Source organism: Nocardia sp. NRRL S-836 (genome assembly GCF_001279525.1).
In the GTDB taxonomy this organism is placed as follows: Bacteria; Actinomycetota; Actinomycetes; order Mycobacteriales; family Pseudonocardiaceae; genus Lentzea.
On the sequence record NZ_LGDY01000106.1, the window covers coordinates 1 to 23060 of the forward strand.

Genomic DNA, 23060 nt, shown 5'->3' on the forward strand with positions numbered 1-23060 from the left:
AACGACACCGGCTGCACCACATCAACCCGATCCAAACCCGGCGCACCCGCCACACACCGCACCACATCCACCACAGACCAGTCCACAAAGGACGACAACACCTCGTCACACTCAACCAACACCGACCGGAACACCGACGACGACTCCAACAACCCCGCCGCCATCCCCACCCACTGCGCACCCTGACCCGGAAACACGAACACGGCCCGGCCGGACCGCGCCCGGTGCACCTCGGCACGACCGTCGGCGACCGCCGCCAGCGCCGCGGTCAGCGTCTCCCGGTCGCCGGCCACCGCGGCACGGTGCTCGAACCGGTCGCGCGCCGTCGCCAGGGTGAGGCTCACGTCCGCCGGGTGCAGGCCGGGGAAGCGGGTGACGTGCTCGGCCAGCCGCGCGGCCTGGGCGCGCACCGCTTCCTCGCTGTGCCCGGACACCACCCACGGCACGACATCCGGAAGATCACCGACCACGACCGACTCGACCGCCGGCGCCTGCTCCAGCACCACGTGCGCGTTCGTGCCACTGATCCCGAACGACGACACACCCGCCCGGCGAGGCCGACCCACCTCCGGCCACGCACGCGCCTCCGTCAGCAACCGCACCCCGCCAGACGACCACTCCACCTGACGCGTCGGCTCATCCACGTGCAAAGTGCCGGGCAGGACACCGTGACGCATCGCCTGCACCATCTTGATCACACCACCCACACCGGCCGCCGCCTGCGTGGCCTGCGTGTGCCCGATGTTCGACTTCAACGATCCCAGCCACAGTGGACGGTCCGCCGCACGACCCCGACCGTACGTCGCCAGCAACGCCTGCGCCTCGATCGGATCACCCAGCGGCGTACCCGTTCCATGTGCCTCGACAACGTCCACATCGGACACCGACAACCCCGCGGCCTCCAGCGCCGCACGGATCACGCGCTGCTGTGACGGACCGTTGGGCGCGCTGAGCTGGCTGCTCTTGCCGTCCTGGTTCACCGCGCTGCCCCGGACCACAGCGAGCACCGGGTAGCCGAGTCGCTGTGCGTCCGACAGCCGGGCGAGCACGAGCGTGCCGACGCCCTCCGACCAGCTCGTGCCGTCGGCGGAGTCGGCGAAGGACTTGCACCGGCCGTCCTTCGCCAGTCCCCGCTGCCTGCTGAAGTCGATGAAGAAGCCCGGTGTCGACAGCACCGCGACGCCGCCCGCCAGCGCCAGGCCGCACTCACGGCCGCGCAGTGCCTGCGCCGCGAGGTGGATGGCCACCAGCGACGACGAGCACGCGGTGTCCACCGTGACGGCGGGCCCCTCCAGCCCGAGGGTGTAGGAGATGCGGCCGGAGGCGACGCTGAGCTGGTTGCCGGTGACGAGGTAGCCGTCGGCGGCCGCGACCGCGGGGTTCAGCAGGCTGGGTCCGTACTCCTGCGCCATGATCCCGACGAACACCCCGGTGTCGCTGCCGCGCAGGCTGCCGGGCGCGATGCCCGCGTCCTCCAGCGCCGTGTACGCGGACTCGAGCAGCAGCCGTTGCTGGGGGTCCATCGCCTGGGCCTCGCGCGGCGAGATGCCGAAGAACTCGGCGTCGAACTCGTCCGCGTCGTGCAGGAAGCCGCTTTCCCTCACGTAGGACGTGCCCGGCCGGTCAGGATCCGGGTCGTACAGCGCGTCGAGGTCCCAGCCCCTGTTCACGGGGAAGCCGGTGACCGCGTCCCGCCCGTCGGCGACCAGCCGCCAGAGCTCGTCGGGGTCGCGCACGTCGCCGGGGTAGCGGCAGCTCATGCCGACGATCGCGATGGGCTCACCGGCCGCGGCGTCCAGCTCGCGGATGCGCTCGCGGGCGTTCTTGAGCTGCACGGTGACCTTGTTGAGGTAGTCGCGCAGCTTCTCGGCTTCCGCCACGGCGGTTCACCTTCCTCGTGCTCGTGCGGGCTGGGGTGCTCGTGGTCCGGCGGTGGTCAGGCCGTCGCCGCGCCGGGTGGCCCCGGATCGCCGGTGCCCAGCACCTCCGCCAGGTGCAGGGCGGCGTGCAGCTGGAGGCGGTTGTCGGCCAGCGGGCTGCCGCGCAGCTGTTCGGCCTTCTTCACCCGGTACAGCACGGTGTTCTTCGCGACGTGCAGGTGCCGGGCCGCGACCGCGGGGCTGCGGTCCTCGTCGAGGTAGCTCTTGAGTGTCGCCCGCAGCACCCGCGCGGCCGGGGTGTCCGCGGCCAGCGGGCCGAGCTGGCGTTCCACGAAGGCGGCCGCGGTGGTCTCGTCCGCGGCCATCAGCGCGACGAGCTCCAGCGCGCGGTACTCGTGCACCGCGGTCGTACCGGACCTCGACCCGAGCCGGGCCGCCGTCTCGGCCTGCAGGTGCGAGGAGCGCATCCCGCCCGGTCCGGCGGCGGGAAGTCCCACCGCGGCGCGCACGTCCGGGGGCAGCGGCACGTCGGCCAGCACCGCGTCCGCCACCGGTTGCGCGCCCCACGCCCACAACCCCGTGGCGCCCACCGGTACCAGCAGCCGCGCCACGCAACCCGCACGGGCGAGCAGGTCCAGCGCGGCGCGCTCCAGGTCCGCGTCGCACCGGTCCGCCCGTTCCGACCACACCAGCACGGCGAGGTGGCGGCGGGTGATGTCGTAGCCGAGCAGGCGGGTGGCCTTGTCCGCGTGCACGGACTCACCGCGCACCAGCGCCCGGACGAGCTCCCTGCGGCGCGCGACCAGCCCGCCGTGCCAGGTCTCCCGAGCCCGCAGGAACCCGGCCGACACCAGGGTGCACAGGGTGTGCACGGCGTCGAACAACGCCTCGGACAGCTCGTACATCACCGTGACGGGCTCGTGCGCCTCGTCCAGTTCGCCGCACCGGCCCATCAGGTCCTGGGTGATCCGGGCGTGCGCCATCCGGACGAGCGCCAGCGAGCAGTCCAGCTCGAACCCGCGTTCCACGTGCGTTCGCACCGCGGCCTCGACGCAGCGGGAGAACTGGTCCGGCAGCTGCCGGGCCCCGTCCAGCCGCAGCGCGCACCACAGCGCGACCAGCTCCAGGAACGCGTGGTCCTCCGGCACGAGCCGGACGCCCGACCCGGCCAGCTCGGTGGTGACGGCCGTCCGCAGGCCGCGGCCGGTGGACACGGCCCAGCCGACGACGTCCGGCCCGCAGTGGGCGACCGCTTCGTCGATCACCTCGGCACGACAGGCGGGTTCGTCGTGCGTGCCGGACGTGGCGGAGAGCAGCAGCCGTGCGGTGTTCGCCATCGCGCCCCCTAGAAGACTCGCCTGCCGGCGAACGCGGTGAGCCCCTGGTCGTCGCCCGCGCGCAGCAAGGCGCACAGCGCGCGCAGTCCCGTGGCCAACCGGTCGATCTCCTCGTCGGTCACGTGCACGGAGGGCTGCAACCGCAGGGTGTTCGGGGCGCTGCCGGTCGGGAACAGCCTGATGCGGTGCTCGTGCAGCAGGTAGCCGCTGGCGAGGAACCCGAACTGGCCGGCGGCCTGCAGCTGCGCGGCCAGCGCGGAGTCCGACGTGGACAGATCGTTGAACTCGATGCCTTGCAGCAGACCGAGTCCACGCACGTCGGCGACGATGTCGGGGTAGTCCGCCCGCACCGCCCGCAGCGCGGAGGCCAGCCGTGCGCCGCGCTCGGCCGCCTTGCGGTAGAGCGCGCCACCGTCGGCCTCCAGCAGCTCCAGCACCGCGGCGGCCACGGAGGTGGACAGGCCGTCCTTGGCGAACGTCGAACTGTGCACCATCTCGAACTCCGGCCGGTACCGGGAGGCCCGCACCAGGGTCGCGGAGAGCTTGACCAGCCCGCCGCCGAGGCTCTTGGACAGCACGTAGTAGTCGCCCAGCAGGCCGATCTGCGAGGAGGCGAAGAAGGTCCCGGTGCGGCCGGTGCCGCTCTGGATCTCGTCCACGACGACCGGGCACCCGAACTCGGCGGCCAGCGCCTGCACCTGCTTGGCGAACTCCGCGGTCAGCGGCACGATGCCGCCCTCGCCCTGCACCGGTTCCAGCAGCAGTGCGCCGAACACGGGCACGTCGCGCCGCACGACCTCGGCTCGCGTGCCGGTGACCGCCAGGTCGTACGCGGCGACCCGCGCGTCTTCGAAGACCGCCCGCAGCGCGTCCTGGTCGCCGGTCGGGGCGAAGACCGCCTGCACGCCGAGCGACGCGAACGGCAGCCGGTAGTCGCCGTTGTGGGTGAGCTGGATGGACCCCATCAGCTTGCCGTGGAACCCGCCCGTGAGCGCGATGAGCCGGGGCGGGGAGGCGAACGCGGTCTCGTTGTGCCGGCGCACTTCCGCGACCACGTCGTCGAGGCTCGTCCCGGCCGGCAGCCCCAGGAGCGAGGCGTCGACCTCGGCGGGCGCCGCGGCCGGCGCGAGACCGAGGTGCTCCTCGATCTCGGCCCGCAGCGCGCCCACCCGCAGCACGCGGTCGAGCTCCGCGTGCTTCACCGCGACCTCGATGCCCTCGGCGCCGCTGTTGGCGAACACCCCGAAGTACGGTTCGTCGGTGTGGAACTCCCGGTGCAGCACCCGGTTCAGCGTCTGCACGACCTCATGCGCCTGCGGCCGCAGCGACAGCTGCGTCAGCACAGGTGCCTGACGCTGGAGGAGCTCGGTGAGGTGGGCGACGAGCTCCGGGTTGTTGTGCCCCAGCAGCAGGGCGCCGAACCCGCCGAGGAAGTCCGTCACCGGGATCTCGGCACCGTCCACGCCCTTCGCGTACACCGTGTTGCCGACGGCCCGCACGTATTCGACGTCCAAGCCGACCGCACCCGTCGCCTTGTGCAGGACGCCATCGACCAGCTCGCTGACTTCGGACGTCATGAACCCTCCTCGTTCGTCGGCCTCAATTGATTCTTTCGAACGCCACTAACCGGCCGCTAACGATTCCCAGAGCGATTTCTCGGGTTAGTGGGCGATTAGCGCGAAATTATGGTGGAGAGCGAACGGGACTTTAACCTTGCGGCAGCGGAAACCATTCCGAGCACGGAGGAGCGGCGGATGTTCGCGGAAATCCAGCAGAAGTACAAGGACGCGTTCAACGCGGGTGACGTCGACGGGGTGCTCGCCACCTTCATCGACGACGGCGCCACGGTGGTCGAACGCGGACTCGCCCTGCCCAAGAGCGGTGACCTGCGCGAGGCGCTGGCGGGCTACTTCGCCGAGTCCAAGCCCCAGGTCGACTTCGAGTTCGTCCACACCTACCTCGCCGGCGACATCGCGCTGGTGGTGACCGACTGGTCGCTGGACGAACTCGGCGAGGACGGCGCCCGGCACACGCAGAGCGGGCGTGCCACCGACGTGCTGGTGCGCGAGGACGGCCAGTGGAAGTTCGCCATCGACAACCGGTTCGGCTCCAGCTGACCTGCCGACGCCACACGGCTCGCCCACCGACCGCGGTGGGCGAGCCGTGTCGTGTGCGGCCGCTCAGTGGATGACCGAGACGGGTTCCTCGGTGCCCAGCAGCGTCCGGCTGTAGTCCTCGAACGCCACGAACTTGTTGAAGTGGATGTGGTGGCTGCCCACCTCGAAGTCCCGCCAGTACCGCTGCAACGGGTTGGCGCTGGCGAAACCGCCGGTGCCGCCCAGGTCGAGGATCCTCATCAACGCCTGGCGCGCGGCTTCCAGCGCCGAGACGCCGTGCCTGCGCGCCCTTGTGCGTTCCTCGCGCGACATGGAGCCTGCCGCCCTGGCCCTGTCGTAGATGTCCGACGCGGTCAGCATGTGCTGGTAGGACGTGTCCACCAGGTGCGTGGCCTCGCCGAGCCACTGGCGCGCGACCGGCGAGTCCAGCGAGGTGGCGTAGGTGGTGTCGATGAGCGGCTTGCCCTTCTCCAGGATCGCCCGCACGACGTCCAGCGCACCGTGCACGGCACCGACGAGCGAGGCGATGGACCGGTGCGCCACCGCGGCGAACGTCTCCAGGCTGGGGAAGTTCGTCAGACTGCCCTGCGGGGTGACCTCGTGCTTGATGACCCGGCTGTCCGGCACGAACAGCCCGTCGTACTCGACGGTGTGGCTGCCGGTGGCCTGCATGCCCGCGACGTGCCAGGTGCGGTCGATGCGGCCGTCCCCGGGCGGGGCCGCCATGGAGATCAGCTCACCGGTGGGCTCCCCGTCGGCGACGACCGGCACGACCGCGAGGATCATCCAGTCGCCGATCTCGCAGCCGGAGATCGTCGGGAAACGGCCGGAGACCCGGTAGCCACCGTCCGCACGGGTCGCGGTGGCACCGTGGTGCCCGCCGTTGGCGCACACGTACACGTCCGGCGAGGCGCCGAACATCTCCTTGGCGCCCTCCGCCGAGACGAGACTGGACAGCGTCTCGGCCGCGCCGGTGATGCTGACCAGCCAGCCCGCGGAGGCGTCACCCCTGCCGATCGCGGCGATGACCGCGGTCTGCGTCCGGATGTCCAGCTCGTCACCACCCAGCCACCTGGGCACGCTCATGCGGAAGAACCCGTTGTCGCGCAACGCGTCCGCGCACTCCGCCACGATGCCGCGGTCCTCCTCGCCGCGTGCCGCGTTGGCGCGCAGGAGTGGGATCAGGCCGTGGGCCTTGTCGACCAGCTCTTGAACTTCGGGCGCATATCCCAAATCCAGGTCCGTGGACACGCCGTTCTCCCCTTCAGGTCGTGTGGATTTCCACTCATCGGTGGCAGGGCGCTCACTCGAAGCTGGTGGGCACCTTCTCGAGCACGGCCAGGCACTCGATGAAGAAGAAGACGGCACGGAAGAACATCAGGATGTTGCCGTGGACCAGCCGCAACTGCTTGTCCACCACCATCCGCTGGTGGTTCAGCTCGCCGGCGAGGAACCGCCGCCAGGTGTCCCCGGTCCCGACGATCACGAAGTCGGCGGACACCGGCTCGCCCGGCGCGACGATCCCGGACTTGGCGCACTTGCCCTTCTCCCAGGTCAGGTGGAGGTAGGTGGTGCGGCCGTCGCGCTCCTGCACGCCCAGCGCCCAGGTGTGGGAGTACACGCCGCGGGTGGCGTTGATCCACTCCCAGTAGCTCTCCTGCTTGCGGGCCAGGGTCTCCTCGCTGGGACCGCGGTCGAGCCGCTCCCGCACGGTCTCCGCCCACTCCTCGCTCAGGAAGCTGTGGGTCTGCGTCGTCGTGGTCATCGGTCAGCCTCCCGCGATCTCGGGCTGGATGTTGTTCACCATCTCCTGGATGTCCGGCGGCAACGAGATGCCCACGTCGGACAGCTTGTTGTTGACCTGCCGGATCATGAACTGGACGACCTCCTCCTCGGAGAAGCCCAGCGGCTCCAGCGGGGCGGGGACGCTCGCGCCGCCGTTCATCGCCAGCTCGGTGCGCAACGTCTCGTGGATCTCGTGCAGCAACCGGGGGTCCTCCTGCACCGAGTCGCGCAGGAACCGCATGCCGAACTGGACGTGCCTGGCCTCGTCACGGCAGGAGGCGATGAACCCGGTGTAGTAGCCGGGCAGGTAACCCTTGTTGCGGCAGTAGCTCAGGGTCAGCTTCATGATCGTCAGGGCGAGCACGCCCTCGATCCACAGGAAGTAGGCGGTGGCGAAGCGCACCCGCTTGGCCGGGTCCGCCGGGTCGAGGCGCAGGTCCTCCGTCAGGTAGGACAGCAGGCCGAACGCGCCCACGAACGTCTCGGGCACGTGCGGGAACGACGATTCCAGCAGGTCCTCGACCGACTCGCCGGGCAGGCCGACGACCTCGCGGTAGAACCGGTCGAAGAACAGGGTGTGCCTGGCCTCGTCCTCCAGCTGCGTGGTGAGGTACATCTTGGCCTCTTCGCTGCCGGTGAGCATGAAGATCGGCAGCTCGACCTCGACCTGGCGCTCGGCGTGGTGGAACGCGGCGGCGATCTCGGTGAACGCCTTGCGCTCCACCTCGGTCATCTTGGTCCGCCAGTCGATGACGTCCTGGCTGAAGTCGAGGTCGTAGGCGTTCCAGCGGTGGGTGAAGTACCGCTTGTAGAGATCGATGTAGTCCGGGAGCTTCTTCAGGTCCTTGTGGACGTAGTCGATCATGTCATCGATGCTGACGTCCTTCATCGTCCCCAGTGTCGCGTTCTCCACGGCAGCGAGCGCGGCCGATGACATCTGCGCCATCCGGTTGTCTCCGTTTCTCTTCCGTCTTGCCGGGTTTCACGAAGCGGGCAGGTGTCAGCCGTGCCCGCAGGTGCCGGGAACCAGGTCGGTCGCGGTCACCGCGGTGAGGTCGTGGTTGAGGATGGCGAGCTCGAGCTCCCGCAGCGGGGGGCTCGGTTCCAGGCCGAGCTGACCGATCAGCGCGGCCCTCGTCGTGCGGTACAGGGTCAGCGCGTCGGCCTGCCGCCCGGTCTCGTACAGAGCTCGCATCAGCCGCGCACAGACCTGTTCGTTCAGCGGATCGCCGGCCAGCAGGTGCTCCAGGTCGCCGATCACGTCCGCGCTGCGTCCCAGCGCCAGGTCCGCGTCGACCCGGTCGACGAGCACCGCCGTCCGCTCCTCCGGCAGCGCCCGCAGCTCCGGCCAGTCGTACCCGTGTTCCACCAGGTCGGCGAGCACAGGACCCCGCCACAGCCGCGACGCGGCGTGCAGCGTGGCAGACGCCTGCTCCCAGCGGCCCGCGCGCAGCTCGGTGCGACCGAGAGCGGCCAGGCGCCGGAACGTCGCGAGGTCCAGCAGGTCCTCGTCGACGAGCAGCGCGTAGCCCGGCCCCACCCTGGACAGCTCCGCGCGGTAGGTGTGCCGCGCGGTGGCGAAGATGCCGCGCAACCGGAAGACCGTGTTGTGCAGCACCTGGCGTGCGGTGGGCGGGACCCGTGCCGGCCAGACGGCGTCGATCAGCCTGCTCATCGGCACCATCTCGTTGGCGTGCAGCAGCAGGTATCCCAGGGTCGCCCCCTGCCGCACCCCGCTCACCCGCACGGAACGGTCGCCGTCGCGCACCCGCAGCGGGCCCAACACGTGAAATCGCATGCATCCCCCAAGGCGCGCACAGCTCTGACCACCCCGAAGCGGGAATTCACCTTCCGAGATTCGCGGTATTGCCACCGACCAGAACCATAGGAGCGAACACCGGCTCACTCCAGGTCAGCGCGGGCTCAGGAAGCTGCACTTCCATTTCCGGAAGTCCACGACCCTCCCGGACGAGTACGCTGAGAAATACTTTCGTCTCCGGATTCCCGAATCAGTCCCGCCTGCGGGCGGCATTTCTTCCTGCTCGCCGATTCCGAGGGAGGACCTCGTCCATGACCGACCAGTCACGCCGGAAACTGCTGCTGGGTGCGGCTGCGGTGCCCGTCGCCGCGGCTGTTTCCCCGTTGCTGCCCGGCACCGCCATCGCCGACGACGACGTGGAGGCGCCGAACACGGTGGTCACCCCGGGCGACCGCCAGTACGCCGACCTGGTGATCGGCTCCAACGCCCGGTTCGTCGCCTCGCCGCGCCAGGTGCACGTGCCGGGCTCGGCCGCCCAGGTCGTGCGGTCCGTGCAGGCCGCGGTGGACGCTGGCCTCAAGGTCGTCGTGCGCAGCGGCGGACACTGCTCGGAGGACTTCGTGCACTCGCCGTCCGCGCAGGTGATCATCGACCTCTCGGAGCTGAACGAGGTCGGCTTCGACCCGGTGCGCGGTGCGTTCTTCGTGGAGCCGGGCGCCGGGCTCGGCGAGGTCTACCGCACGCTCTACAAGAAGTGGGGCGTCACGGTCCCCGGCGGCCTCACGCCCACCGTGGGCGCGGGCGGCCACGTCGCCGGTGGCGGGTACGGCAGGCTGAGCAGGCAGTACGGCAGCTCGATCGACCACCTGTGCGGCGTGGAGGTCGTGGTCGTAGACACGACCGGGAGGGCCAGAACGGTCACCGCCACCAACCAGCCGTCCGATCCGCACCGCGACCTGTGGTGGGCGCACACCGGCGGTGGTGGCGGGAACTTCGGCGTGGTGACCAGGTACTGGTTCCGCTCCCCCGGCGCCACCGGGAACGACCCGTCCACCCTGCTGCCCAAGCCGCCGAAGACGGTGGTGGACAGCCTGGTGCGGTGGTCATGGGCGGACATGAGCCGGGAGGCTTTCCGCAGGCTGCTGCGCAACCACGGTCGCTGGCACGAGCTGAACAGCGCGCCGGGTTCCCCCCACTCGAGCTTCTACAGCCTGTTCACGGTGCTGCGCAAGAACTCCGGCGTGCTCGACCTGAACACCACCCTGGACGGCACGCTCCCGGACGCGGACCGGTTGCTCGCCGGCTACCTCGCCGCGCTGAACGACGGCGTCGGTGTCCCGTTCACCCACGACGTGCGCCGCGACCCGTGGCTCAAGTCCACGCTGCTCTCCCGCACCCCGGACACGTTCAGCGGCACGCGCGCGAAGCTGAAGGCGGCCTACCTGCGCAAGGCGTTGCCGGACCGCGAGCTCGACGTCATCTACGACCGCCTGACCGGCACCGGCTACACCAACCCCGTGGCGGGCCTGCTGATCACGTCGTACGGCGGCCAGGTCAACGCGGTGCCGTCCACCGCCACCGCGCAGCCCCAGCGCGACTCGGTCAACAAGGTCGTCTACGTGAACAGCTGGAACGACCCCGCCGAGGACGCCGAACACCTGCGGTGGATCAGGGAGTTCTACCGCGACGTGCACGCGGGCACCGGCGGCGTCCCGGTCCCCGGCGAGCTCTACGACGGCTCGTACATCAACTACGCGGACGTCGACCTCGCCGATCCCGCCTGGAACACCTCGGGCGTGCCCTGGCACGCGTTGTACTACAAGGGGAACTACGCGCGGCTCCAGCAGGTGAAGGCCAGGTGGGACCCGCGCGACGTGTTCAACCACGCGCTGTCGGTGCGACTGCCGAGGTGAGCGCGGACCGGCGTGGCGGAGCTCAGCTCGCCCGCCACGCCGGTTCCGGGTTGCGGTGGTCGCTCGGCCGCGTGCCGCGCAGCCGCTTGAACGCCACGCTCAGCGCGAAAGCGTTGGCGTAGCCCACCTTTCGCGCGATCGTGCCCACCGTGTGGTCGGTCTCCCTGAGCATGTCCGCGGCCAGGGCGATCCGCCAGTTCGCGAGGTAGGCCATGGGCGACTCGCCGACCGAGGCGGTGAACCGCCGGGCGAGCGCCGCCCGGGAGACCCCCACCTCCGCCGCCAGGTTCGCCACCGTCCACGGGTGCGCCGGCGCGTCGTGCATCAGCCGCAACGCTTCGCCCACCACCGGTTCCTCCAGCGCCCGGCACCACGCGGGTGCGTCGGCCGCCGGGTTGTCGAACCAGCTGCGCAGCGCGGACACGAGCATGAGGTCCAGCATCCGGTCCAGCACCAGCTGGTGCCCCGGCCGGTCCCTGGCCACCTCCTCGGCCAGCACCTCCGCGGACGGGTAGGCGGTGTCCGCCGCGGACACGACCAGCACCGGCGGCAACGACCGGAGCAGCCGTTCGCTGAGCTCTCCCCTGCGCTCGAACGCCCCGCTGAGCAGCACGGCCGCCTGGTCGTCCGGCGTACCGCAGGTCCGGTCCCTGACCGACTCCACCCCCACCGCGGTCGGGCAGAAGTCGGAGCTGGTCACCTCCAGCGTGGGCGTGGTCGCGGGGTCGTCGGCCACGACGTAGGGCACGTCGCCGCGCACGACCGCGACGTCACCCGCCCGCACCAGCACCGGCTCGCCCGCGTCGGGGACGATCCAGGCGTGGCCGCGCAGCATCGTGGCGAGCGTGAGCGGGGCGCCGCTGGCCATCCGCAGCGCCCACGGCGGCCGCATGACCGCTCGCCGGAAGACGGCGCCACGCGCCCTCACGTCCGCCAACAGCTCCGAAACGGCATCCACACCGCCAGCTTAGACGATCAGACATCAAACAGAGCGCATAGACCATGGATGCTCTCGCCTCCACCCGCTTGGATGGAGTCATGTCTGATCAACCCATTCTCGTCACCGGGGCCACCGGGAAGTCCGGCAGCCGCGTCGTCAAACAGCTGCGCGCCAAGGGCCTGCCGGTCCGCGCGGCCGCCCGGCACGGTGAGCACGTCTTCGACTGGACCGACAGCGGCACGTGGGACGCCGCGCTCGAAGGCGCCCAGTCGGCCTACATCGTGCAGCTCGACGGCACGGTTCTCGTCCGCCAGTTCGTCGAGCGGGCGGTGAAGCACGGTCTGCGGCGAGTGGTGCTGGCTTCCGGGCGCGGCATCGACAACCCGGACTACGCGGAGGACAGCAGCGGCATCCTGGACGGCCTCCTCGACAGCGAGGCGTCCGTGCGGGAGAGCGGCCTGGAGTGGTCCATCACCAGGCCCGGCTGGTTCGCGCAGAACTTCAGCGAGGGCTTCTTCGCCGACTCGATCCGCGCCGGTGAGCTGCGCCTGCCCGCGGGCGACGGCGCTGCCAGCTTCGTCGACGCCGAGGACATCGCCGCGGTCGTCGTCGCGGCGCTGACCGAGGACAAGCACAACGGGCAGATCTACGAGCTGTCCGGCCCCAAGGCCGTCACGCTGGCCGAGGCGGTGGCCACGATCTCCGAGCACGCCGGTCGCGAGATCCGCTACGTTCCGCTCTCCGTCGAGGACTTCGTCGCGGAGATGGTCGAGGCCGGCCTGTCGGCCGAGGACGCGAAGGCCTACGCCGACATGGTCGAGCCGATCCGCAACGGCACCGACGCCTACCTCTCCGACGGTGTGCAGCGCGCACTCGGCCGCCCGGCGCGGACCTTCGAGGAGTTCGCCAGGTCGACCGCCGAAGCGGGCGGCTGGTCGGTCTGACCGCCCCTCATCCGGTGCCGTGACGGTTGTCGCCGGTCACGGCACCGGAGCATAACGGTCAGGTCACTCCTCGCCGAAGGCGAAGTCGCCGCCGTCGTCTTCGAAGACCTCTTCCACGACCTCGCCGAGCACCATGCCGCCGACCACACCGGCCGCACCCGCGGCAACCATGCCGCCGATGCCCGGCCCGCTGCGGTGACCGTGATGACCGCCGTGGTGACCGTGCTGGTCGTAGCCGTGGTGGCCGCCGTAGCCGGGCTGGGCGTGGCCGTATCCGGGCTGGCCGCCGAACGCCGGGTTGTAGCCGCCGCCGTGACCGCCACCGAAGGCGTGGCCGCGCTGGGCGACCTGGGCGAGCCAGCCGTTGATGGCCGACGCCCAGTCGGTGCCCTGTGCCTCCTGGTGCGACGCGCGGAAGTGGCCGAACGCGTCACCGCCCGAGGAGAACATGCCGCCACGCTTGTCGGCTTCGAGGATCACGTACAGCTCGTGCGGGTTCGCCACGAACGTCAGCTCGACCTGGCTGACCGCGCCGGCGAACTGGGCCGGCGGGAAGAACTCGATCTCCTGGTAGAAGCCGAGCTCCTGCGGCACGCCGTGCAGGCGGCCCGCCTCGACGTCCGCGCTGCGGAACGAGAAGCCGAGCTGGCCGAAGGCGTTGAGCACCGCGTCCTGCGAGGGCAGCGGGTGCACGAGAACCGGGTCGAGGTCGCCCTTGTCCGGGGCGCCCGCGATCACGAGCTCGGTGCGCACGCCGACGGTCATGCCGGGCAGCTGGCCGCCGCCGACCGCGGTGATCGGCGTCTCCCACGGGATCGGCAGCTGGAACGGGACGGCCACGAGCTGGCCGGCCGGAACGCGCACACCCTGCTGCACGACCACACGGAAGAACTCCGAGACACCGCCGTACTCGTGGTCGCCGTGCTCCACCTCGACCCGCGTCACCAGCGACAGCACGACCTGGCCGATCTCAGCGTCCGAGCTGCCGCCCTGGATGCGCACCTGGCCGGTGACCACCTGGCCGGGCGCGGCATGCGGCGAGTCCAGCACGGTGTCGACGGACGGTCCGCCGACACCAAATGCGCCGAGCATCCGCTTGAACAAGTCTCCTCCTGAGGGGACTGGGTGTGAGTTAGTTCTGGCGCACCGCAACGCGCGGTGCGTCGGTCTCGTCGTCGAAGTCGCCGATGAGCTCTTCGAGCAGGTCTTCCAGCGCGGCGATGCCGATCACGCGGTCGTCGTCGGACACGAGCGCGAGCTGCGCCCGGTCCGCCTTCATCGCGGTGACCGCGGCGGCGACCGGCATCGAAGCGGACAACGTCAGCACCGGGGCCATGAGTTCCCGCGCCTCGGGGTTGTTGCCCGCGTCCGTGGCGCGCATGGCCTCCCGGATGTGCACCAGGCCGACGAACTCGCCGCGCAGGTTCCGCACCGGGAAGCGGGAGCGTCCACAGTGGAGGCTGCGGCGCTCGATCGCGCGGGCGGTGGTGTTCTCGGTGACCGTCGAGGTCTCCCCGATCGCCACCATGACCTCGCGCAACGTGGTCTTCTGCACCTGGAGCATGCGGGTCAGCAGCCGCTGCTGCCCCTCCGGGATGAGCCCGTGCTCACCGGACTGGCGCACCAGCATGCGCAGGTCGTCGGGCCGGTGTGCCTGCGCCAGCTCGTCCTGCGGTTCGACCTTCAGCAGGCGCAGCAGGCTGTTCGTCGTCGAGTTCAGTCCACTGAGGATCCAGCGGACCGAGTGCGCGAACGCGCGGAACGGCAGCGCCAGCAGCAGCGCCGACCGCTCGGGGTGCGAGATCGCCCACGACTTCGGCGCCATCTCGCCGACGACCATGTGCAGGAACACCACCAGCACCAGGCTGATCGTGAACGCGATGCCGTACGCGACCGCGTCCGGCAGGCCGGTCAGCCGCAGCAGCGGGTCGAGCAGGTCGGCCACCGCCGGCTTGGCCAGCGCGCCGAGGCCGAGCGTGCACAGCGTGATGCCCAGTTGCGCGCCCGCGAGCATCAACGACAGCTCGCGCACGCCCGCGACCGCGGCCCGCGCCGCACGGGAGGTCTCGGCCTCCTGCTCCAGGCGGTGCCGCTTGGCCGCGATCAGCGCGAACTCGGCGGCGACGAAGAAGGCGTTGAGGGCCAACAGGACCAGCGAGATGCCGAGGGCTGTTCCGGTACTCATCGAGCGTCCTCCCGCACCCGCGCGGTCAGCATCACGGTGTCGGGCACGTTGCGCGTCACGGCGCAGACGAGCAGCACGACGTCGCCAGCCTCGATCTCGTCGCCCACCTCGGCGATCCGGCCGAGCCGGTGCAGCACGAAGCCGGACACCGTGTCGTAGGCGTCGTCGTCGGGCAGCGCGATGCCGGTCGCGTCCTCGATCTCGTCAAGGCGCATGCGGCCGGGCACCTGCCACCTGGTGTCGTCGACGCGTTCGATGGCGTCCTCGATCAGGTCGTCCTCGTCGTGGATCTCGCCGACGAGCTCCTCCGCGAGGTCCTCCAGCGAGATGATCCCGGCGAAGCCGCCGAACTCGTCCAGCACGCACGCCAGCTGCCGCCGTTCGGTGCGCAGCCGCTCCAGCACGGCGGGCAGCGGCAACGTCGCGGGCACCACCAGTGCGGAGGAGGCGATGTCGCCGATCGGCGTGACGGGGCGCTGTTCGGGCGTCAGGGTCAGCACCTCGGCCAGTCCGACCACGCCGCGGATGTCGTCGAGGTCGTCACCGGTCACGGGGAACCGCGAGTGGCCGGTGTCGAGCAGCCGGACCACGCGGGAGGCGGGTTCGTCGAACCGCACCGACTGCACGTTCACCCGCGGCGTCATCGCCTGCTCGGCGACCAGTTCCCGGAAGTCCAGGCCGTGGTCGAGCAGCCGGGCGAGCTCGGGGTCCAGGTGGCCCTGGTCACCCGCGTCCTCCACGATCTGCTTGAGGTCCTCCGGCGTCGCGCCCTGGGGAAGCTCCTCCACCGGCTCGATGCCGATGGACCGCAGCAGCCTGTTGGCGGCCGCGTCGAACAGGCGGATCACCGGGCCGGCGATCTTGAGGTAGACCAGCGTCGAGGAGCTCAGCCACGTGGCGAGCGCTTCCGGCTTGGCGATCGCGAGGTTCTTCGGCAGCAGCTCGCCCAGCACCATCTGCACGACGGTCGCGAAGATCAGCGCCACGGCCATCGCCAGCGGCACGCCGAACGACTCGGGCAACCCGAGCAGGTCCGCCAGTCCCGTGCCGAGCAGCGGCTCGGCCACGTACCCGACCAGCAGCGCCGTGACGGTGATGCCGAACTGGGCGCCGGAGAGCATGAACGACAGCTTCTGCGTCACCCGCAGCGCGCGTTCGGCGGCTTTGTCGCCGGCTTCGGCCATCTGCTGGAGCCGACCGCGGTCGACCGCCATGTACGCGAACTCCTGGGCCACGAAGTAGCCGGTCGCAGCGGTGAGCGCAACGATCGCGAGGAGACCGGAGAAGATCAACATGCCGCACCCGCGACACGGAAGTCATTGCGCCGGGCTCGCCCCGGCGTACTACTGCAGCCGTCTACGTCGGCTTCATCAGGCATGGGTCAACAGTAGCACGTGGCACTGTATGGTTGGCGGAGGAGGTGAACGTGAGCGAAGCACTGCTCAGGATCGGCGAGCTGGCCGCGCGAGCCGGCGTCAGCATCCGCACCGTCGACTACTACACGACGCTGGGCCTGATCAGCCCCGCTCAGCGCACCGCGTCGAACTACCGCCTCTACTCCCCCGCCGACGTGGACCGCATCCACCTGGTTCAACGCCTGGAGGTCCACGGTGTTCCCCTGGAGGAGATCACCGCCGCGCTGAGCACGAGGTCCGGCGACGTCGCGATGATCCTCAGCCAGATCGACACCGACCTGCAGACGCTGCAGACGGCGGCGGACGGCGCGGCACCGGAGATGCAGGGCCTGCTGGCGGTCATCGCGACGCGCGTGCACTCGCTGATCACCATCGCGCTGCAGATCCCGCCCGACACGATGCTGCCCTGACTGCTCCCGCACAGGCGCACCGAGGTGACGGCGTGGCGAACCTCACCGCCGGGCAGCGCTACTCCCGGTGCGCACGCCAGGCCCGGACCCCGAACCAGGCGAACACCGCGAGGACCACACCAGCACCGAGCGCGACGAGCACCACGGAGGACAGCGTCACGCCGGCCATGACGACGACCAGGCCGACCACGTAAAGCGCCAGCACCCCGGCCGTGACCAGGGTCCGGCGCGGCACCCTGGGCGCAGGGCGGTTGAGCTTGGCGGCCAGCTTCGGGTCGTCCTGGGCCAGCCGGCGTTCGATCTCGTCCAGTTCCTGCTGCTCGTGGTCCGGCAGTTTCACGTGCGCTCCTCCCGGTGGCTGTGTGCGGCTTCTCCACAACCAACGCACAGATCCGGCTGAGGTTCCCACGGTTGAGTGATCACACAGTTGGGTAACTGCGTTGAGCAAGGCAATCGACTACCTGGAGGCTCACGTGATCGGGTTCATCGTCGCCGGACTGATCATCGGCGCGCTCGCCCGACTGATCAAGCCCGGCAAGCAGAACCTCGGCATCGTCGCGACGCTGCTGCTGGGGCTCGTCGGCTCCGTCATCGGCGGCACCATCGCCAACCTGCTCGGCACCGGCGACATCTTCGAGCTCAACGTGCTGGGCTTCATCATCGCCGTGATCGCCTCCGTGCTGCTGATCGGCGTGGCCGAGGCCATCGCCGGCCGCAACCGCACGAGCGTGCGGTAGCACCCGAGACTCAACGGCCCCGGTCACCCGTGCGGTGATCGGGGCCGCGGTGTTTCACGACGACGTGACGCCCGTCGCGCAACCGGGCTCGTCCGCTACCGTCCACTTCGGACCGTGAAGGCACGAGCCCGTGCGCATCGGACGAGAACAGGCGAGGCCTGGGTCCACCGGAGACCCAGGCCTCGCGTCGTCCGCGCTCAGGCGTGGACGGGAACCTGCTCGTAAATGGTCTTCCACTCGTAGGTGCCGACGAACCCGTTGGCCCACAGGGAGTTCACCCGAGCCGCCTCGGTGGCGTTCGGCGAGGCGACGGTGCACGACGTGCCAGGACCGCCGCCCGACATCAGCTCCGAGCACGGGCCGCTGTAGTGGTCGGGCAGACCGAGGGCGTGCCCGGTCTCGTGAGCGGTGATGCGGGTGACGTAGTACTGCCGCGCCTGGGTGTAGTCGATGAAGATGGTGCCGCTGCCGTGGCCGTTGGTGGAGGCGTACGAACCACGCGGGTCGTTGCCCTCCCGGTAGCGCAGGGTGGCCGCACTGCGGTTCTCCACCAGCTTCACGTTGCTCACCCGAGCGTTCCAGTTCGCGGCACCCTGCCGGATGGCGCTCGCGAACGTGGGTGCGCTGCTGGTGTCGTAGTAGACGGTGACCGCCGCCGCGGTGATCGGGGCCTCGCTCGCCGACGCCTGGCCCGTCAGGGGCGCGACGACGGTCGTGGCCGCGGCGAGCGCGACGGACAGGACGACTTTCCTGAACATGAGATCTCCTCGCTTGCAGGGTGCGAAGAATGGAACCTCGAGGTTCCGCCACCCAACGTAAGGAAGGTCGCCGCACCCACTCGCCCGCCATTGGCGTGAACGCGGATCAGCGCTCTTGACGGTTGACGTTGCCCATCATTGGGACGAACACGGTGAAAGATACACAAAAAGGGGCGAATCGTCGTCACGGTGTGTCAGGAACCCCGCCGACCGGTGGTGCGCGCTCGCGGTGTTCACAACCGTCCTTTCGCGACGGACCGGACCTGAAGCTACCCCGATGTCCGATCGGTACCACGGGATGACGCGCGCCGTGACTGGATGAACGGTCTTCGGCGGCGATCACACCGGGGTGGCGGATCCGGTGCCCGATCGGGCACCGGATCCGGTGGCGGTCTACAGGCCGCGCACGGCGCCGGGCGGCTTCCTCCCTCGGACGGGCGGCGTCGCGCTCGATCGAGCGGTGGGCGAGCCGCATCGGCTTGGCGGATGCACCCTGAGGTACTCGGTGGCGGCCAACGCCCGGCCGGGCGTTGGCGAGGCGCCGTGTTCGGCGTGAACCAGGAGAGGACGATCCGATGTCGCGTTTGCTTCGTGCGGCCGGCCTGACCGGCATGGCGTTCGCCGCCACAGCTCTGTTCCCGTTGACGGCGCCGGCGGCTCAGGCCGATCCCGGGATCTGCATCGACCACGTGATGGAGAACGGGTACAAGGCGACCGACAACGTGCTCAAGGCGTGCAAGATCGCGAAGACGGGCAAGGAAGAGGACGCCAGGACGTGTCGCCGGATGCTGCACTTCGAGGGCGTGCGGCGCGCGGTGGCTTCGCACGCCTGCGAGATCGCCTCCTACCCGGACTAGTCCTTCTGACCGAATCCCGAGGTTTGTCCTCCCGATCGGGTGGTCGTTCGACTGATCGGCTTCCCCGACTTGCCGTCGGACACGGACAAATCAACCCTCGATCACTACGAGGTCGCCTGTTCAACCTGTGCACACCCCGGAGGAGACGAGATGACGTCGACGGCGGAACACCAGGCGTCCGAGCGCAACCGGCTGCGGGTGATCTTCCGCCTACGCGTGCCGGACGCGGAGCGGGACCGCTTCCTCGACGCCTACCGGCGGATCAGGTACCAGGTGTCGCAAGTGGAGGGTTACCTCGGTGACCAGCTGTGCCAGTCGGAGGGTGACCCCGAGGACTGGGTGATCACCAGCGAGTGGGCGAGCGCCGCGCACTTCCACGCGTGGGAACGCGGCGCCGACCACCGGCTGCTGGCGGCCCCGCTGATCGCGTGCACGACGGAGCGGCAGTCCTCGCGTTACCTCGTCCGCCTGACCACCACGCCGGGTGCCGAACCCGATCGACAGTTGCTGGAGGTGAAGTCGTGAACCGCTACGCGTTGACGTTCCCGGTCCGGCCGGGGTCGGAGGCGGCGGTGGCCGAGATCCTGGGCGGCTACGCCGGACCCCCTCCCGGCCGGCCGCAGGCCGCGCGCCCGCTGCTGGACCGCACGTCGGTCTTCATGGTCGGCCCGGTGGTGGTGCGGGTCGTGGACATCACCTGCCCGCCGGGGGAGGCGATCCGGCACCTGGCCGCACAGCCGCAGATCCAGGCCGTGGAGCAGCGGTTGCGGCCGCACCTGGTGCAGGACCGCGACCTGTCCGACCCCGACGGCCGGCGGCGTTTCCTGGCCGGCTCGGTGATGCGGCTGGTCGCCTCCCGCAACGGCCACCCCGGCCACCTGCCCCGTGCGGCGGTGCTCTACCGGGCGTTGCCGGGCCGCGCTGACGAGGTGGCCAGGCTGCTCGCGTCCGGAGGATCGGAGTCCGACTGCGGCACAACGGTTTTCCGGCGCAGGGACACGGTCGTGCACCTGGTGGAGTCGACGGATCGCACGCCTGTCGTGCCGCTCGTGAACGGGCTGGCACCGCTGGTGCGCGAGGCCTGCCCGATGACCCTGGTGACCGACCGCGTGGTGGGGGCGGTCGCATGACCGGCCAGCTGCACCGCGCGATGAGCGTGGACGACGCCGCGCCCAACACCCGCCGCGGTGGCGACATCCGCGTCCTGCTCGGCCCCGCGACGGTCGGCGCCACCTCCGGGTTCATGGGTGTCGTGCTGGTCGGTCCGGGCGAACAGGTGAACGAGCACTACCACCCGTACTCCGAGGAGTTCCTCTACGTCGTCGAGGGCTCGGTGGTGCTGGACCTGGACGACGTGCCGCACGAGGTGCACGCGGACCAGGCGATCCTGGTGCCCATCGGGGTGCGCCACCGCCTCCGCAACACCGGGACGTCGCCGGCGCGCGTGCTGTTCCAGCTGTCCCCGTTGGCGCCCCGGCCGGAGCTGGGGCACGTCGACACGGAGCAGGCGTCGTGACGCGCCGGGTGGCGGTCACCGGCCTGGGGGTGGTGGCACCGGGCGGCATCGGGACGAACACCTTCTGGGAGCTGCTGACCTCCGGCCGCACCGTCACCCGGCCGATCAGCCTGTTCGACCCGGAGGGGTTCCGGTCGAGGATCGCCGCCGAGTGCGACTTCGACCCCGCGCACGCGGGCCTGACCAGCGCGGAGATCACCCGCATGGACCGCTACGTCCAGTTCGCCGCCGTCGCCGCCGACGAGGCGTGGCGGCAGGCGCAGGTGGCCGTCGCGGACCCGTGGCGGCTGGGTGTGTGCATGGGTTCCGCCGTGGGCGGCACGACGCTGCTGGAGCAGGACTACGTGGCCACCTCGCGCCGCGGGCAGCGGTGGGTGGTCGACGCGGACGCGGCCTCGCCGTTCCTGCACTGCGCCCTGTCCCCCGCCACGCTGGCCGCGGAGGTCGCCGACCGGGTCGGCGCCTGCGGGCCGGTGCGGACGGTGTCCAGCGGGTGCACGGCCGGGCTCGACGCGGTGGGCCACGCCGCCCGTCTCATCGAGGACGGCCAGGCCGACGTGGTGCTGGCGGGGGCTTCGGAGTCCCCGATCTCCCCCATCACGGTGGCGTGCTTCGACGCGATCCGCGCGACCTCGACGCGCAACGACGACCCCGCGCACGCGGCCCGCCCGTTCGACCGCGACCGGGACGGGTTCGTGCTCGGCGAGGGCGCGGCCGTGCTGGTGCTGGAGGAGCTCGGCCACGCCCGGCGCCGGGGCGCGGAGGTGCTGGCGCAGGTCGAGGGCTTCGCCACCCGCAGCAACGCCCACCACATGACCGGCCTGACGACGGAGGGCGTCGAGATGGCCGAGGCCGCGCGGCGCGCGCTCGACCACGCCCAGGTGGATCCGGCGGAGATCGGGTACGTCAACGCGCACGGCTCGGGCACCCGGCAGAACGACCGGCACGAGACCGCCGCGTTCCACCGGCTGCTGGGTGAGCGCGCGCACCAGGTGCCGGTCAGCTCGATCAAGTCGATGATCGGCCACTCGCTGGGCGCGATCGGCTCCATCGAACTGGCCGCCTGCGCGCTGGCCCTCGTCCACGGCGTGATCCCGCCGACCGCCAACCTGGACACGCCGGACCCCGAGTGCGACCTCGACTACGTGCCGCACACCGCCCGGGAGCGCCGGCTGGACGTGGTGCTGTCGGTCGGCAGCGGCTTCGGCGGGTTCCAGTCCGCCGTGGTGCTGACGAGGGCGGGGCGGCCGTGAGCCCCGCGCTGACCGGTTCGGCGCCCGTCGTGACCGGTCTCGGTGTGATCGCCCCGAGCGGTCTCGGCGTGGCCGAGTTCTGGCCCGCCGTGCGCGACGGGCACGTGGCGCTCGCACCGATCGGGCGGTTCGAGCCCAACCCCTACCCCGTCACCGTGGCGGGCGAGGTGACCGGGTTCGAACCGGCCGGGTGGGTCGAACCGCGGATCGCCGTGCAGACCGACCGGTTCACCCACTTCGCCCTCGCCGCCGCCGACTTGGCGCTGCGCGACGCCGCGCTGGACCCGGCCGCGGTGGAGCCCTTCGAGTTCGGCGTGCTGACGGCCAGCTACAGCGGCGGTGTGGAGTTCGGCCAGCGGGAGATCGAACGGTTGTGGCGCAACGGACCCGAGCACGTGGGCCCCTACCAGTCGATCGCCTGGTTCTACGCGGCGTGCTCCGGCCAGATCTCCATCGGCAACGGCCTGCGCGGCCCATCCGGGGTGCTGGTCGCGGACGAGTCGGGTGGCTTGGACGTCCTCGCCGCCGCCGGGGGCGAGCTGCGGCGAGGCGCGCGGGCCATGCTCGTCGGCGGCGCGGAAGCCCCGTTCTGCCCGTACGCGATGTGCTGCCAGTTCGGTCTGGGGCTGCTCAGCACGTCCGGTGACCCGGCCACGGCCTACCAGCCGTTCACCGAGCGGGCCGTCGGGTTCGCACCGGCCGAGGGCGGTGCCATGCTCGTCGTGGAGGACGCCGGCGCCGCGCACCGCCGGGGCGCCGCCGTGAAAGCGGTGGTGGCGGGGCACTGCGCGACCTACACCGGCCGGCAGCGGTTCGACCGGTCGGCGCAGGGACTGCTCCGGGCCGCCACGGGCGCGCTGGCCGAGGCGGGCCAGACCCCTGACGACGTGGACGCGGTGTTCCTCGACGCGATGGCCGACCCGCGTGCCGACGCCGCCGAAGCCGAGGCGGTGCGCCTGCTGCTGGGCGAGCGCGCGAGCCGCGTGCCGGTGACCGCGCCCAAAGCCGGGTACGGGCGCTGCTACGCCGCCGCGGCCGTGCTCGACGTCGCCGCCGCGGTGCTGGCCCTCGAACACGGCCTCGTGCCGCCCACCCCCGGCGTGGACGGGTGCCGGTTCGACCTCGACCTGGTCACCGGTGCCGCCCGCCCGGCCGACCTGCGCACCGTCCTGGTGCTGTCCCGCGGTGTGTACGGCGGGAACTCGGCGCTCGTGCTGCGCCACCCGGAATCACCGATCAGCGGAGGTGTGTGAC

Annotated in this window: 24 protein-coding genes; 11 read left to right on the plus strand and 13 right to left on the minus strand. The window is 70.9% G+C overall.

Annotated features, from left to right (window positions below; translation table 11 throughout):
* The 3 genes from ADL03_RS23870 to ADL03_RS23880 form a co-directional block, all read right to left on the minus strand.
* The coding region (locus ADL03_RS23870) for a type I polyketide synthase (RefSeq protein WP_157529148.1) at positions 1-1880 on the minus strand (1880 nt) is incomplete at its 3' end.
* Positions 1881-1936: 56 nt separating this feature from the next.
* Entirely contained in the window at positions 1937-3217 is a 1281-nt protein-coding gene (locus ADL03_RS23875; RefSeq protein ID WP_053735769.1) for a CdaR family transcriptional regulator, read from the minus strand.
* An 8-nt stretch (positions 3218-3225) separates the two neighbouring features.
* Positions 3226-4794, minus strand: a complete 1569-nt coding sequence (locus tag ADL03_RS23880; RefSeq protein WP_053735770.1) for an aspartate aminotransferase family protein — start codon at positions 4792-4794, stop codon at positions 3226-3228.
* A 177-nt stretch (positions 4795-4971) separates the two neighbouring features.
* Between ADL03_RS23880 and ADL03_RS23885 the strand changes: the two genes are divergently transcribed.
* Positions 4972-5334 (plus strand): DUF4440 domain-containing protein, encoded by a 363-nt coding sequence (locus tag ADL03_RS23885; protein WP_053735771.1) that lies wholly within the window; start codon positions 4972-4974, stop codon positions 5332-5334.
* A gap of 63 nt (positions 5335-5397) precedes the next feature.
* On the opposite strand, the gene ADL03_RS23890 is transcribed toward ADL03_RS23885, so the two are convergent.
* The 4 genes from ADL03_RS23890 to ADL03_RS23905 are packed head-to-tail and all read right to left on the minus strand — an operon-like array spanning position 5398 to position 8917.
* Positions 5398-6585, minus strand: a complete 1188-nt coding sequence (locus ADL03_RS23890; protein WP_053735772.1) for an acyl-CoA dehydrogenase family protein — start codon at positions 6583-6585, stop codon at positions 5398-5400.
* Between the two features lie 52 nt (positions 6586-6637).
* A complete protein-coding gene (locus ADL03_RS23895) occupies positions 6638-7099 on the minus strand; it encodes a hypothetical protein (RefSeq protein WP_053735773.1) in 462 nt (153 codons plus the stop codon).
* Positions 7100-7102: 3 nt separating this feature from the next.
* On the minus strand, positions 7103-8065 hold the full coding sequence (locus ADL03_RS23900) for a ribonucleotide-diphosphate reductase subunit beta (RefSeq protein ID WP_053735774.1): 963 nt from the start codon (positions 8063-8065) through the stop codon (positions 7103-7105).
* A 54-nt stretch (positions 8066-8119) separates the two neighbouring features.
* Entirely contained in the window at positions 8120-8917 is a 798-nt protein-coding gene (locus tag ADL03_RS23905) for an AfsR/SARP family transcriptional regulator (protein ID WP_082373424.1), read from the minus strand.
* Between the two features lie 272 nt (positions 8918-9189).
* On the opposite strand from ADL03_RS23905, the gene ADL03_RS23910 reads away from it, so the two are divergent.
* Positions 9190-10791 (plus strand): FAD-binding oxidoreductase, encoded by a 1602-nt coding sequence (locus ADL03_RS23910; protein ID WP_053735776.1) that lies wholly within the window; start codon positions 9190-9192, stop codon positions 10789-10791.
* Between the two features lie 22 nt (positions 10792-10813).
* Here ADL03_RS23910 and ADL03_RS23915 read toward each other — a convergent pair whose 3' ends face one another.
* Positions 10814-11749 carry an AraC family transcriptional regulator gene (locus ADL03_RS23915; protein WP_053735777.1) on the minus strand — a complete coding sequence of 312 codons (936 nt, stop codon included), beginning with the start codon at positions 11747-11749 and terminating at the stop codon, positions 10814-10816.
* An 80-nt stretch (positions 11750-11829) separates the two neighbouring features.
* Between ADL03_RS23915 and ADL03_RS23920 the strand changes: the two genes are divergently transcribed.
* Complete coding sequence (locus ADL03_RS23920; protein WP_053735778.1) at positions 11830-12675, plus strand: NAD(P)H-binding protein; 846 nt, start codon at positions 11830-11832, stop codon at positions 12673-12675.
* A gap of 63 nt (positions 12676-12738) precedes the next feature.
* Here ADL03_RS23920 and ADL03_RS23925 read toward each other — a convergent pair whose 3' ends face one another.
* The 3 genes from ADL03_RS23925 to ADL03_RS23935 are packed head-to-tail and all read right to left on the minus strand — an operon-like array spanning position 12739 to position 16155.
* Positions 12739-13779, minus strand: coding sequence for a sporulation protein (locus ADL03_RS23925; RefSeq protein ID WP_053735779.1), 1041 nt, complete (start codon positions 13777-13779; stop codon positions 12739-12741).
* Positions 13780-13807: 28 nt separating this feature from the next.
* A complete protein-coding gene (locus ADL03_RS23930) occupies positions 13808-14860 on the minus strand; it encodes a hemolysin family protein (protein WP_053735780.1) in 1053 nt (350 codons plus the stop codon).
* Positions 14857-16155 carry a hemolysin family protein gene (locus tag ADL03_RS23935; protein ID WP_053735781.1) on the minus strand — a complete coding sequence of 433 codons (1299 nt, stop codon included), beginning with the start codon at positions 16153-16155 and terminating at the stop codon, positions 14857-14859. Before ADL03_RS23935 ends, ADL03_RS23930 begins: the two co-directional genes overlap by 4 nt.
* A 131-nt stretch (positions 16156-16286) precedes the next feature.
* Between ADL03_RS23935 and ADL03_RS23940 the strand changes: the two genes are divergently transcribed.
* Positions 16287-16685: a MerR family transcriptional regulator gene (locus tag ADL03_RS23940; protein ID WP_053735860.1), complete on the plus strand. Its 399-nt coding sequence runs from the start codon at positions 16287-16289 to the stop codon at positions 16683-16685.
* 58 nt (positions 16686-16743) lie between these two features.
* Here ADL03_RS23940 and ADL03_RS23945 read toward each other — a convergent pair whose 3' ends face one another.
* Positions 16744-17025 carry a DUF3040 domain-containing protein gene (locus ADL03_RS23945; protein ID WP_053735782.1) on the minus strand — a complete coding sequence of 94 codons (282 nt, stop codon included), beginning with the start codon at positions 17023-17025 and terminating at the stop codon, positions 16744-16746.
* 100 nt (positions 17026-17125) lie between these two features.
* On the opposite strand from ADL03_RS23945, the gene ADL03_RS23950 reads away from it, so the two are divergent.
* Positions 17126-17422 (plus strand): GlsB/YeaQ/YmgE family stress response membrane protein, encoded by a 297-nt coding sequence (locus ADL03_RS23950; protein WP_197288602.1) that lies wholly within the window; start codon positions 17126-17128, stop codon positions 17420-17422.
* 197 nt (positions 17423-17619) lie between these two features.
* Here ADL03_RS23950 and ADL03_RS23955 read toward each other — a convergent pair whose 3' ends face one another.
* The gene (locus ADL03_RS23955; protein WP_053735783.1) at positions 17620-18180 is read right to left on the minus strand and encodes a snapalysin family zinc-dependent metalloprotease; all 561 of its coding nucleotides are present in this window, start codon (positions 18178-18180) and stop codon (positions 17620-17622) included.
* A gap of 575 nt (positions 18181-18755) precedes the next feature.
* Between ADL03_RS23955 and ADL03_RS23960 the strand changes: the two genes are divergently transcribed.
* The 6 genes from ADL03_RS23960 (at position 18756) to ADL03_RS23985 (ending at position 23059) form a co-directional block, all read left to right on the plus strand.
* Positions 18756-19037, plus strand: coding sequence for a hypothetical protein (locus tag ADL03_RS23960; protein WP_053735784.1), 282 nt, complete (start codon positions 18756-18758; stop codon positions 19035-19037).
* 150 nt (positions 19038-19187) lie between these two features.
* Positions 19188-19562, plus strand: coding sequence for an antibiotic biosynthesis monooxygenase (locus tag ADL03_RS23965; protein ID WP_053735785.1), 375 nt, complete (start codon positions 19188-19190; stop codon positions 19560-19562).
* Positions 19559-20167 carry a SchA/CurD-like domain-containing protein gene (locus ADL03_RS23970; RefSeq protein WP_053735786.1) on the plus strand — a complete coding sequence of 203 codons (609 nt, stop codon included), beginning with the start codon at positions 19559-19561 and terminating at the stop codon, positions 20165-20167. Before ADL03_RS23965 ends, ADL03_RS23970 begins: the two co-directional genes overlap by 4 nt.
* Positions 20164-20553, plus strand: a complete 390-nt coding sequence (locus ADL03_RS23975; RefSeq protein WP_053735787.1) for a cupin domain-containing protein — start codon at positions 20164-20166, stop codon at positions 20551-20553. Before ADL03_RS23970 ends, ADL03_RS23975 begins: the two co-directional genes overlap by 4 nt.
* Positions 20550-21806 (plus strand): beta-ketoacyl synthase, encoded by a 1257-nt coding sequence (locus ADL03_RS23980; RefSeq protein ID WP_053735788.1) that lies wholly within the window; start codon positions 20550-20552, stop codon positions 21804-21806. Before ADL03_RS23975 ends, ADL03_RS23980 begins: the two co-directional genes overlap by 4 nt.
* Positions 21803-23059, plus strand: coding sequence for a beta-ketoacyl synthase N-terminal-like domain-containing protein (locus ADL03_RS23985; RefSeq protein ID WP_053735789.1), 1257 nt, complete (start codon positions 21803-21805; stop codon positions 23057-23059). Before ADL03_RS23980 ends, ADL03_RS23985 begins: the two co-directional genes overlap by 4 nt.
* The last annotated feature ends 1 nt before the right edge of the window (position 23060 follow it).